This window comes from Enteractinococcus fodinae, from assembly GCF_031458395.1.
Lineage (GTDB): Bacteria > Actinomycetota > Actinomycetes > Actinomycetales > Micrococcaceae > Yaniella > Yaniella fodinae.
Genome location: NZ_JAVDYJ010000001.1, coordinates 2293289 through 2305561, shown reverse-complemented (window position 1 = coordinate 2305561; position 12273 = coordinate 2293289). Strand labels below are relative to the sequence as shown.

The 12273-nt window shown below is 57.8% G+C and carries 9 protein-coding genes; 5 read left to right on the top strand and 4 right to left on the bottom strand.

From position 1 onward, the window contains the following. Nucleotides 1-8: 8 nt before the first annotated feature. A complete protein-coding gene (locus tag J2S62_RS10715) occupies nt 9-1505 on the bottom strand; it encodes a CoA-acylating methylmalonate-semialdehyde dehydrogenase (protein WP_310175861.1) in 1497 nt (498 codons plus the stop codon). 163 nt (nt 1506-1668) lie between these two features. Here J2S62_RS10715 and J2S62_RS10710 point away from each other — a divergent pair, with 163 nt between their 5' ends. Beyond that, the gene (locus tag J2S62_RS10710) at nt 1669-3273 is read left to right on the top strand and encodes a helix-turn-helix domain-containing protein (RefSeq protein WP_310174546.1); all 1605 of its coding nucleotides are present in this window, start codon (nt 1669-1671) and stop codon (nt 3271-3273) included. Between the two features lie 13 nt (nt 3274-3286). On the opposite strand, the gene J2S62_RS10705 is transcribed toward J2S62_RS10710, so the two are convergent. Then, on the bottom strand, nt 3287-3889 hold the full coding sequence (locus J2S62_RS10705) for a TetR/AcrR family transcriptional regulator (protein ID WP_310174544.1): 603 nt from the start codon (nt 3887-3889) through the stop codon (nt 3287-3289). 109 nt (nt 3890-3998) lie between these two features. Between J2S62_RS10705 and J2S62_RS10700 the strand changes: the two genes are divergently transcribed. The 4 genes from J2S62_RS10700 to thrC all read left to right on the top strand — a co-directional run bounded on the left by J2S62_RS10700 (nt 3999) and on the right by thrC (nt 9666). After that, nucleotides 3999-5135 (top strand): DmpA family aminopeptidase, encoded by a 1137-nt coding sequence (locus J2S62_RS10700; RefSeq protein ID WP_310174542.1) that lies wholly within the window; start codon nt 3999-4001, stop codon nt 5133-5135. Between the two features lie 41 nt (nt 5136-5176). After that, a complete protein-coding gene (locus tag J2S62_RS10695) occupies nt 5177-6649 on the top strand; it encodes an APC family permease (protein WP_310174540.1) in 1473 nt (490 codons plus the stop codon). Nucleotides 6650-6944: 295 nt separating this feature from the next. Next, nucleotides 6945-8237 (top strand): adenylosuccinate synthase, encoded by a 1293-nt coding sequence (locus tag J2S62_RS10690; RefSeq protein WP_310174538.1) that lies wholly within the window; start codon nt 6945-6947, stop codon nt 8235-8237. Between the two features lie 7 nt (nt 8238-8244). Then, a complete protein-coding gene (gene thrC, locus J2S62_RS10685; protein WP_310174535.1) occupies nt 8245-9666 on the top strand; it encodes a threonine synthase in 1422 nt (473 codons plus the stop codon). A 318-nt stretch (nt 9667-9984) separates the two neighbouring features. Here the strand turns inward: thrC and J2S62_RS10680 are convergent, their stop codons facing one another. Together J2S62_RS10680 and J2S62_RS10675 are read right to left on the bottom strand one after the other, a co-directional pair. Further along, nucleotides 9985-10653: a mismatch-specific DNA-glycosylase gene (locus tag J2S62_RS10680; RefSeq protein WP_310174533.1), complete on the bottom strand. Its 669-nt coding sequence runs from the start codon at nt 10651-10653 to the stop codon at nt 9985-9987. A gap of 78 nt (nt 10654-10731) precedes the next feature. Continuing rightward, a complete protein-coding gene (locus J2S62_RS10675) occupies nt 10732-12261 on the bottom strand; it encodes a catalase (RefSeq protein ID WP_310174531.1) in 1530 nt (509 codons plus the stop codon). Nucleotides 12262-12273: the final 12 nt, after the last annotated feature.

The following is a 12273-nucleotide window of genomic DNA, read 5'->3' as shown; positions in this document are numbered from 1 at the left end:
GACAGTCCTTACTGGTTTTGTGGGAAGCCCAGGTTGATACCGGCGTGCGATGGATCAGACCAGCGCGTGGTGACAGCCTTGCCGCGGGTGAAGAAATGCACGCCTTCGGCACCGTGGGCGTGAGTGTCACCGAACAGGGAGTTCTTCCAGCCACCAAATGAGTAGTAGGCCATTGGCACCGGAATAGGTACGTTGATCCCGACCATCCCAACTTCGACTTCATTTTCGAACCGGCGGGCAGCCCCACCGTCATTGGTGAAGATGGCGGTGCCGTTGCCATATGGGTTGGCGTTGATCAGCTCAAGGCCTTCGTCGTAGGTGTCTACGCGCAGTACCGACAGCACCGGACCGAAGATCTCTTCTTTGTAGATCGTCATCTCAGGAGTTACATGATCGAACAGGGTCGGGCCGACGAAGTAGCCGTTGCCGTCGGCGTCGAATTCACCTTGTCGACCATCGACCACCACGGTTGCGCCTTCGCGCTCGCCGGCGTCAATGTAGGCGGCGACTTTGTCTCGGTGTTCGGAAGTCACCAGTGGACCCATATCGGTGCCCCGGGTGCCGTCACCGGTGCGCAGGTTCCGAGCGCGCTCGGCGATCTTGTCGACCAGTTCATCGGCGATGTCACCGACAGCGACGAGTGCGGAGATCGCCATGCAGCGCTCACCTGCGGAGCCGAATCCCGCGTTGATGGCGTTGTCGGCGACCATATCGAGGTCCGCATCCGGCAGGACGAGCATGTGGTTCTTTGCGCCGCCCAGGGCTTGGACGCGTTTGCCATGCGCGGTGGCGGTTTCGTACACATATTTTGCAATCGGGGTGGATCCCACGAAGGAAACGGCTTTGATGTCGTCGTGTTCCAGCAGCGCATCGACGGCAGGCTTGCCACCGTGCACGACATTGAACACGCCGTCTGGTAGGCCGGCTTCTTTCCAGAGTTCAGCTTCCCAGTTGACCGCTGAAGGATCCTTTTCGGACGGCTTGATCACCACGGTGTTGCCGGCGGCAATGGCTACCGGGAAGAACCACATGGGCACCATGGCGGGGAAGTTGAACGGTGAGATGATGGCGACTGGACCCAGCGGCTGGCGCTTGGAATGAACATCGACGTTGGTCGAAGCGTTTTCGGTGTAGCCACCTTTGAGGTGATTGGGCATCCCGCAGGCGAATTCCACGACCTCGAGACCGCGCATCACTTCACCGAGGGCATCATCGAGCACTTTGCCGTGTTCAGCGGTGATCAGTGCGGCGAGTTCTTCTTTCCGTTCATTGAGCAGTTCGCGGTAGCGGAACAGAATCTGCGTGCGCTTCGACAACGAGGTATCGCGCCAGGCCGGGAACGCAGCCTTAGCAGCAGCCACGGCCTCATCGACCGTAGCCTGCCCGGCCATAGCCACCTGGCCAGTTGTTTTCCCGGTGGCTGGGTTGGTGACGTCGGCACGTTCGACACTGGATTCGACGCCTTCGGTATAGGCGTTATTGATCCAGTGGTCAATGGTCTTCACGGTGTCGGCGGACTCAGCGGTGGTGGTATCCAGCTGGTTGATCGTGTTCATGCAGCTATCCTTTGCTCACAGAATGTTGGTGATCCTCATATTGCCTCCTTGCCGCCCGACATAACATTGACACTGTGTATCGCCTTACCCCGGGCCCCATTACACTATGTGTATGCGTCAGGTCACAGTCGGTTCAGTGCTTGCTCTGGATATCTTCAAGAACACCCCGCCCCAGTTGATCTCACAACCCGAGGTTTCTGCTTGGGACGAGCCCGTTCGGTGGATGCACATCTTAGAAACGGCACGTCCCGAAGGTTTGCTTCCCGGCGGGGAATTCATTCTGACTACAGCCACGTTCCTCGATCCGGTCGTGGATAGCGCAGATGGCGGGCTTGATGCCGCTAATCAATTTCTCGATAGTGTCGAAGCCACCGGTGCGGTCGCGGTGGTCGCTGAAGTCCTGCCGGACAGGCAAAAAGTTATTACGGCGTTGAAAGCTGCCGCACGGGATCGAGTCACGCCGATTTACCTGATTTACGACCTCATCCGTTTCGTTGAGCTCACCCAGTTCGTGCACGAAAATCTCGCGGCCGCGCGTCTGCAAGAAGTGGAGACTGATCGCCGCATTCATGAGGCATTTACACGACTGTCCGTCGGTTCAGCTTCCACGAGTCGCATCGTCGCTGAAGCTGCGGCGCTGTTGGAATGCCCGGTCGAATGGGAGTCGATTGATAAGCGCAGTGCCCAGAAGTTTGCCGCTGCACATTCGGTCGTAGCTGGTGACGAAGAACTGGGCCGCCTCATCATTCGCGAGGCCTGCTCGGCTGAGGACAAACTGGTGCGCACCGTGTTAGAGCGTGCAGGGCAGGCCGTTGCCATCTCGGTGCTCGCACAACGCTCCCAGCGTGAAATGCGCCGATCCACCGCATCCTCGCTGTTCTATCAGCTGCGAGGTGGGACCGAACTGTCAGCCCAAGAAGTCCAGTGGCGACTGAGCGAAACCTTTGGGTACGCCCCAGTCACAGCCGCAAAATGGGTGCCCGTGGTATTCCGGATTTCCGGCCCGCAACAAACCGAGGAGCGGCTCAACCGCTGGTCCGGTGTGCTGTTGGATATCTTGGAGCAGCTCGGCTCGGTGCAGCAGTTGCCAGTGTTCGCTGCGCGAAGTGAAATTGGGGTCGTGGACATGCTCGTCCCAGCTCGGGAAGCGACCGAATTACACGAGCTCATCGAAACTACCCACGCACGGTTTTCGAGTCGTCTCAGTGGCCGCAGTACTTTGGTCGCTGGGATAGCAGGCGAGACTGAATCGGCCAAGGCATCCGCCGAACAGCTGGAAGACGCGGCCCGAATTGCTTACGCCGCTGAGGCATACGTTGCCGTCACCCATCGAAACCAAGCCTATTTTTACGCTCAGGATCTCGGCCTCCCAGGGCTGCTGGCCACGCTGAACACACACGAGCACTTCACGGCTTTTGTGACAGCCGAACTCGCCAGTCTGGCAGGAGGGGCACGCACACGGGGCGCGTTGGAACAGCAGCTCGACTTTATAGAGGCCCTTGTGACATCGACGAATAAAGCAGAGTTAGCTCGTATGCTGCATATTTCTCGCCCTGCGCTCTACGCTCGGCTCAAGAACCTTGAAGTGCAGCTCGGATACAATCTCGAACAGCACGCAGAACGTCGAACTGCGATACATCTTGCACTGCTGGCGTATCGCCAGGCCCCGGACCAGATCTACCCGTTGCTCGTGGAAGCCTCCACATCGGAGCGGTGAAGCCCTCTATTTCTTATGCGATTGACCTCTGCGTGACAACCAGGACGTAGGATCTCATGAGTTGCAGTGCTGTGTCTCGGTCAATGCTTCTATCACGGGCCACGATTCGGTAGCCCAAATAATCTTCCAGAGACATCAACGTCATAGCGGCCTCGGCAGCTGAAGTGCGCAAGTCGAACTCTCCGGCAGCGGCACCTGCTGAAATGACTTCTTCATACAGCTCGCGTTGCCGATGAAAGATCCCCTCGACTTCGGGTGCCTTATCAAGCTGGAAGTCCGTTGCCAGCACAGCGCGCCAAATGACGCGCCATTCGTAGTCTTCAACCCCAGAAGGTAGGCCCGCCTCAATCAGTGCGTTCAACTTCTGGCTATACGTCTCTTTGCTAGCGATGAGTTCACGCCGGCGCGCCAAGAAGCGATCATCCGACAGTGCGGCTAAGGCGCGTAACAGTTCCTCCGTGTCAGCGAAGTAATACCGGATTGCGTTGGGCGTCAAACGCATCTCAGCCGCCACCTGCGGTATGCCAAAATCTTGAAGCCCAACATCCTCGATGACCTTGATAGCGGTCTCGAGTATTTCTTTACGACGCTCTTTCCAGCGCGCAGGTCGAGCCAAGACGGCCTCCTTTGGCTGCTGATATCGACCTCAGTGTAGTGCAACGTTGAAGTAAAAGTATTTCCAGAAAACCCTTGTCTAAAAGTGTGATATAGGTCATTCTTTTATCATGGTGAAAAAAACTCTACATAAAACGATTCGGGCTCGCGATCTTGGCATCATCATTGGCGAGTATCCCACGGGGCCAGAGAATGCCATCACCGATGTGCCCGGCGTGAAAGTAGGGCACTCCACCCTAACGTCTGAAACCTCGGAAGACCGCACCCGTCCCATCATCAATACCGGCGTGACCGTTATCGTGCCACACAATAATATTTGGTCCGAACCCGTTTTTGCTGGAGTTCACCGTCTCAACGGTAGCGGCGATATGACCGGTGTTCCCTGGATACAAGAATCCGGCGAACTCACCTCCGCCATTGGACTGACGAACACCCATAGCCTCGGGACCGTGCGGGATGCTTTGGTGAAAGCACAAGTGCAGCAACGCAACACCTCCGAGATTTTCTGGTCGTTGCCTGTAGTCGCCGAAACCTTCGATGGTCTGTTGAGTGACATCAATGGGCATCATGTGTCAGAAGAACATGTGTTCGCCGCGCTCTCGAACGCCGCGGCCGGGCCGGTACCAGAAGGAAGCGTGGGCAGCGGCCGGGGCATGATCTGCCATGACTTCAAAGGCGGGATCGGGACTGCCTCACGGGTTTTCCAGGCCTCGGGGGCAAAATATACGCTCGGGGTCTTAGTGCAATCCAACTATGGTCGCCGCGAGCGCCTCCGGATCAATGGAAAACCTATTGGTGAGTCAATCGACGAGACGGTTGTCCCGGTTCCGCACATCCCCAACGGGTATGAACGAGGCTCTGGCTCCATCATTGTCGTCGTCGCGACAGACGCGCCACTTTTACCTCACCAATGCGAACGGATTGCCCAACGCGCTTCGCTTGCCATCGGCCGGATGGGTGGCACCGGCGAACAACACAGTGGGGACCTCATGCTCGCCTTTTCTACCGGCAACAGAGGCTTGCCGTCGTACGCCTGGGATAACAACCCTGACGTGCAACGCGCAGAAATCCCGCTGCGCATGGTGGCTCCACAGCTGATGACGACCTTCTTCGACATGACGGTTGAAGCAACCGAAGAAGCGATCACCAATTCGATAGTGGCAGCGGAAACCGTGCACGGGCCCAACGACACCACTGCTTATGGGCTCGACCCTGAACTTTTGCGATCCATTTATCACCAAACCTAAGGGATGTTTATCAGCATCAAAGGAAAGAAAGCAGTGGAACAATGAGTCAGAAAATCACTCTTCACACACCTTCGGAGAAAAAACGACTGAACGGCCAGCTGGGCACTGTCGGAATCGTGTTCATGGTGGTCGCAGCAGCGGCACCCCTGACTGTGATCGGCGGGAACATGCCCCTTGCGATGGGTATCGGCAATGGCGCCGGGGCACCCGTCGGTTTCATTATCGCCTCGCTCGTCCTGCTGATCTTTAGCGTCGGTTTCGTACAAATGACACCGTACGTGGACGAAGCTGGCGCATTTTTCTCCTACGTCAGGAAAGGCTTAGGTAGACGTCCCAGCATGGGGGTGGCTGCCGTTGCCCTGGTGGCCTACACCGCAATACAGGTCGGTATTTACGGCTATATCGGTTGGGCGATCGACGATACGATTCGGTTCTACGGTGGGCCGAGCTTACCGTGGCCACTGTATTCACTCTTAGTGCTGATCATTGTGGCCTTCCTCGGGTACCGCCACATTGATTTGAGTGCCAAAGTGCTCGGCGTCGCATTGGCCCTTGAGATCAGCATTGTAGTGATCATCAACCTCATCGTGGTCTTCACTGCCGGTACCGAGGGCCTCACCGCTGAGCCTTTCAACCCCGCGGTCTTTACCGAAGGCTCACTGGGTATCGCCGTCTTGTTCTCACTGACCGGCTTTATTGGCTTCGAAGCCACAGCGATCTTCCGAGACGAAGCGCGCAACCCCGAAAAAACCATTCCCCGCGCAACCTATGCTGCAGTGCTAGTTATCGGCCTCTTCTACGCGATTACCTCGTGGGTCTTCGTGGTCCAACACGGGGCCGATAATGTGCAGGCTACGGCGCAGGAAACACTCGACGGCAATGCCAACATGCTGCTGGATACGGCCGCTGTCACGCTGGGCAGCATGGGCCGCGACATCATGAACGTGTTGCTGTTGACCAGCCTGTTTGCCTGCGTGCTGTCCTTCCATAATGTGATCGCGCGGTATCAATTCATGCTCGCCTCGCGCGGCACCCTGCCACGGATGCTCAATGATGTGCATCCACGACACCTCTCACCCCACAAATCATCCTTGGTCCAGACCATCACCGCCATCGCGATCCTGGCCATTTTCGCGATCTTCGGGGTCGACCCGCTGGTTGGAGTCTTCGGCTCGATGGCCGGGGTGGCCACCGTGGGCATGATGATCTTATTGTTGTCGACCTCAGTCGCGGTGATTACGTTCTTTGCAAAGAACCCGATCCTCCGGGGACGAAAGTTCTTCAGGTCGCTCGTCGCTCCGACGTTGGCCTCGGCCGGAATCGTCATCAGCCTCTGGTTGGTCTTGTCGAATTTCATGCTGGTGACCGGAGGCAGCTTCGCGATTAGTTTGTTCCTCGGGTTGATACCGTTTGTTGCCTTTGGCATCGGGGCCGTTTTCTTCAAGGAAGACGAACACGCCCATGAAGTTGTCCCACAGCCCCCGGTTGAAGAGGAGGTCGAACCATCTGTCTAGTGTGTCCACATGGCCCAACGATGCAGTATGGCTGTGAACCGATTCGGTTCACAGCCATACTTTTTGTGTCGCACGCAGGCATATTTCCTACCAGCTTCCGTTAGGCCTGGGAGCTGACCGGTTGCGTCGCTGGTGCTTACGTGACGGGAGTCATTCGTAATCTCCGCACCACCACGGTCATTTGCTAAACTCTGGTTGTAACTGTTCTCGACCCTCAGCCGTGCGTGGAAGCGGGTGCGAGAACCTTTCTATGTTGTGGGCCGGCATGCGCCGCCCCGTGGGAGAGATGAATTTTATGCCAGCAATCGCAATCGTTGGAGCCCAATGGGGCGACGAGGGCAAGGGCAAAGCAACTGACTTACTGGGTGGACGCGTTGATTACGTCGTTAAACCAAACGGCGGAAATAACGCCGGGCACACTGTGGTCGTTAACGGTGAAAAGTTTGAACTCAAGCTGCTACCCGCAGGGATTCTGTCCCCACAGGCCATCTCCGTGATTGGCAACGGCGTGGTGATCAACCTCGAGGCGCTCTTCGAAGAGATCGACGGACTCGAATCCCGTGGCCACGACACCTCACACCTGCGGATCTCTGCCAACGCGCACCTGGTTGCCCCGTACCACCAGACCCTCGATAAGGTCACCGAGCGCTTCTTAGGTAAACGCGCCATCGGCACCACCGGCCGCGGTATTGGCCCGACCTACCAAGACAAAGTCGCACGCTTGGGCATTCGCGTCCAAGACCTCTACGACGAGTCGATTCTGCGCCAAAAAATTGAAGGTGCACTACGCCAGAAAAACGAACTGCTGGTCAAACTGTATAACCGCCGAGCCTTCACCGTCGATGAGATCGTTGAATACTTCCTGGGTTACGCCGACCGGTTGCGCCCGATGGTTGTGGACTCGGTGCGGATGCTCAATGAGGCCCTCGACGACGACAAAGTCGTGCTCATGGAAGGCGGCCAGGCCACCTTCTTGGATGTTGACCACGGCACCTACCCGTTCGTGACCTCCTCAAACCCGACCGCCGGGGGTGCATCCGTTGGCGCTGGCATCGGTCCCACCCGATTCACGCGCACGATCGGCATCGTCAAGGCCTACACCACCCGCGTAGGTGCCGGCCCGTTCCCCACCGAACTCTTTGACGAGATGGGCGAACAACTGCGCACCACCGGCGGAGAGTTCGGTGTCAACACCGGACGTCCACGCCGCACCGGTTGGTACGACGCCGTTATGGCTCGCCAGGCCGCGATGATCAACGGGTTCACCGACTACTTCGTGACGAAACTCGATGTCTTGACCGGCATCAAGGAGATCCCGGTTTGTGTCGCCTATGACGTTGATGGGGTCCGTCACGACAGCATGCCGATGACCCAAACCGAATTCCACCACGCCAAACCGATCTACGAATACTTCCCGGGCTGGGACGAAGACATTTCTGGGTGCCGAACGCTCGAAGATTTGCCAGCAAACGCCCGCAACTACATTGCCAAGCTCGAAGAGCTGGCCGGTGTGCGCATTTCCGGTGTGGGTGTCGGCCCCGGCCGCGACGAAGTCATCCAAGTCCGCGATCTGATCTACGAAGACTAAGGCCGTTATGCAATACGTATCTACGCGTGGCGGGATGTCCCCGTCGAACTTCTCCGATGTGCTGCTCGAAGGGCTCGCTCCGGATGGCGGACTGGTGGTGCCCGAAACCATCCCGACCGTCACACCTGAGACCATTGAGTCCTGGCGGGAACTGACGTACCCAGAACTGGCCACCGAAGTCATCGGCCTGTACTGGACGGATATCCCGCGCGAGGATCTGGCTGAACTATGCCAGGCCGCTTACGGCTCTCAGTTCAACGCCGATATCATCGTGCCGCTGACCCCGATCGATCAGATGGCCGCCTTGGTGGACCTATCGCAAGGCCCGACCCTGGCGTTCAAAGACATGGCCATGCAGTTTCTGGGTGAAGCGCTGCCATATGTGCTGAAACAGCGCGACCAGACGCTGAACATTCTTGGCGCGACCTCGGGGGATACCGGGTCTGCTGCCGAGTACGCTTTCCGGTCGAAGCCGAATATCGGCGTGTTTATGCTCTCGCCTAAAGGCCGGATGTCGAAATTCCAGCGCGCGCAGATGTACACGCTCACCGACGACAACGTGCACAACATCGTCATCGACGGGGTCTTTGATGATGCCCAAAACCTGGTCAAAGAGCTCAACGGCGACCTCGAGTTCAAAGCGGCCCACTCGTTGGGTACGGTCAACTCGATCAACTTAGGTCGGCTGATTGCCCAGTCGGTCTATTACTTCTGGGCCTGGCTACGCGTGACCAACGGGATCCCCGAAGACCAACGCGCAGGCTTCGGCGTCTCGTTTGCTGTCCCATCGGGCAACTTCGGCAATATCTTCTCCGGTCAGCTCGCCCGCCAGATGGGACTGCCCATTGACACGCTGGTACTAGCCACCAATGAGAACAACGTGCTCGATGAGTTCTTCCGGTCCGGAAAGTACGAGCCACGCTCGGCAGCCAACACCCTGGCCACGTCATCCCCGTCGATGGATATTTCGAAGGCGTCGAACCTCGAACGGTTTGTCTACCTGGTCCTGGACCAGGATCAGGGTCAGCTGGCGGAAGCCTGGCGGCAGCTAGACACCACCGGCACCCTAGACCTGTCAGATCATCAGCCACGATTCTTAGAAGAGTTCGGGATGGTCTCTGGCACCTCAACGCATGAAGACCGGGTGGCAACGATCCGGGCCGTGTACGAAAAATCCCAACTGGTTATTGATCCGCATACCGCTGACGGCGTGACCGTGGCCCGCGGGTATCAAAAACCGAACCAGCCCATGCTGATTTTAGAAACCGCCAAACCAGAAAAGTTTGGCGACATTGTCCGAGAGGCACTGGGCTTCGAACCCGAGCTGTTGCCGGAATACGCCAAGTTGCTAGAACTGGAACAGCACACCGTGGAGATGGGCGCGGATGCGACCGCGCTGCGGGAGTACATCACCCTGCACCACGTCTAACTCCCAGGGATTAGTCAGCTGGCACTCTGAGGTTCTCAAGACGGATATGTTTATTCTTGAAGTACCTCAAGGTGTGAGTGATAGTGATAGTGAAGGCCCCGGACGAAACTCCAGTAGTTTCCTCCGGGGCCTTCGCGATTCCCATGAACGGGCTCAGACTCAGAGGGAATTTACAGGAATTCTCAAGTATTTCCCAATGATGGGTTCTTAGAGTAGTAACTACCTCTTCAAGGTGTGAGTGATGAGTGTCAGAGCCCCCGGTTTTCCGGGGGCTCTGGTTTTTCTCATCTCATCCTTCGGCGCAACATCTCGCGCCAGTTACTGCGTCCCAGATGCCTCCCACACGGCCCGCCATTTTTCAGCGATGCTTTGAACCGTTTCATGAGCATTCAGACCGCTCGGGTTCGGCAATGCCCATAATTGCACGCTCGCCGGCCAGCCTGGAATCAAATCCCACTCCTGCCGTCCCAGCTGCGTCTTCGGCAGCGAAAACGCGGTCCGGAAAGCGGTGATCCCCACGATAGCCACCGCTTTTGGTTGTAAGACTTTCACGCGTTCTACCAGGCGCTGGCCACCGGTCTGTAATTCTTCGGTGCTCAGTTCATCAGCACGGGCGCTGGGACGCGACACAAAGTTTGTGATGCCTATCCCGAGCTCGGCTAACAACCGCTCATCCGTACGAGCCAGCCCGGTGGAAGCGTCTACAGTATGCGGGAGAATGCCCGCTTGTGCCAGGGACGGCCAGAACCGGTTGCCCGGGCGAGCGAACGGCGCATTCACCGATGCCGTCCACGGGCTGGGATTAATGCCAACAATGAGCATGCGCAGCATGCCGGCAGACTGCTCGTCGGTCGGGTAGGGGAGCACATCCTCGCGTCCCAGGCCAGAATGGACCGCGACGGCGAGATCGGCTTTGGTCGGGCGGCGTCCCGCCAGTGGGGACTCGGCTCGCCAAGGAGTCCAATCGGGTGGCAGCTGCATGCGCATGGTAGTCCTTCTTGGGTTAAACACGAATTCCGGTGCCCCGGAATGGGGCACCGGAATCATCGTGTCTTCAGGGAGCTGTTAGCTGGTGAAGGTGTGGCGCTTCTTCAGATCGAGTGGATCGCCACCTGGCTGCTGTTCACCCTGTGGTGAGCCGGCGCGGACCTTTTCTTCGATGCGCTGGCCGACTTCTTCGTCAATGTTCTTCCAGTACTGGATTGCATTGGACAGGACCGGCTCGATGACGGTCTCCAGGGCACCGGCAACGGTGTCGATCAGTTCCAGACGCTGGTCGTCGTCCATGACTTCACGAACCAGGGTATGTGCCTGGCCCCAGTCATCATCGTCTTCACGCAGCGTGTAGGCTTCACGAACCAATGCGCCGTCGTTCTCCCATGAAGCATCGACGGTGCCTTCTTCATCCGACCAGGAGTCACCGAAGGAGTTCGGGACGTAGACGGAGCGGTTGCCGGTGTGGTGGTACCACATGGCACCTTCGAAGTTGTAGGTGTGGACCTCGGTCTTGGGTGCGTTGACCGGCAGCTGCTGGAAGTTGGTACCGATGCGGTAGCGCTGGGCATCCTGGTAGGCGAAGTTACGTCCCAGCAGCATCTTGTCTGGGGACATGCCCATGCCTGGCACCATGTTGGCTGGCGAGAAAGCTGCCTGTTCGATTTCAGCGAAGAAGTTGGCCGGGTTGCGGTTCAACTCCATGGTGCCCACCTTGATACGTGGGTAGTCCTTCTTCGACCAGACTTTGGTCAGATCGAATGGGTTGAAGCGGTAGGTCTTGGCTTCTTCGTACGGCATGATCTGCACCCACAGATCCCATGATGGGTTGTCGCCGCGTTCGATGGCTTCGAACAGGTCACGGCGGTGGTAGTCAGCGTCGACGCCAGCCATTTTTTCGGCTTCTTCGTTGGTGAAGTGTTCCCAGCCCTGGTTTGTCAGGAAGTGGTACTTAACCCAGAAGCGCTCGCCTTCGGCGTTGATCCACATGTAGGTGTGGGAGCCATAGCCGTTCATGTGACGCCAGGTGCGTGGCAGGCCACGCTGACCCATCAGGTAGGCAACCTGGTGTGCGGATTCGGGGTTTTGGGTCCAGAAGTCCCACTGCATGGTGTTGTCACGCAGACCGGAATCTGGCAGACGCTTCTGCGAGCGAATGAAGTGGGTGAACTTCATCGGGTCGCGCACGAAGAAGATCGGGGTGTGGTTGCCGACCAGGTCGAAGTTACCTTCTGACGTGTAGAACTTCAGGGCGAAACCACGCAGGTCACGCCAGGTATCTGGGGAGGCCAGCTCACCGGCAACGGTAGAGAACCGTGCCAGCATTTCGGTTTCCACACCGGGCTGGAAGAGCGCGGCCGAGGTGTACTGGGAGACGTCCTCGGTCGTGGTGAAGGTACCAAACGCGCCGGAGCCTTTGGCGTGTGGGCGGCGTTCTGGGATGTTCATCCGGTTAAAGTGCTGCAGCGTTTCAACCAGGTGGCTGTCGTGCAGCACCACTGGGCCGTCGCGGCCAACGGACAGCGAGTTGCGGTCGCTGACTGCTGGGATACCGGCCTGAGTGGTTGAACCGGTACTATGCGGAGTCTTTCGATCTGCCATGAGACCTTTGCC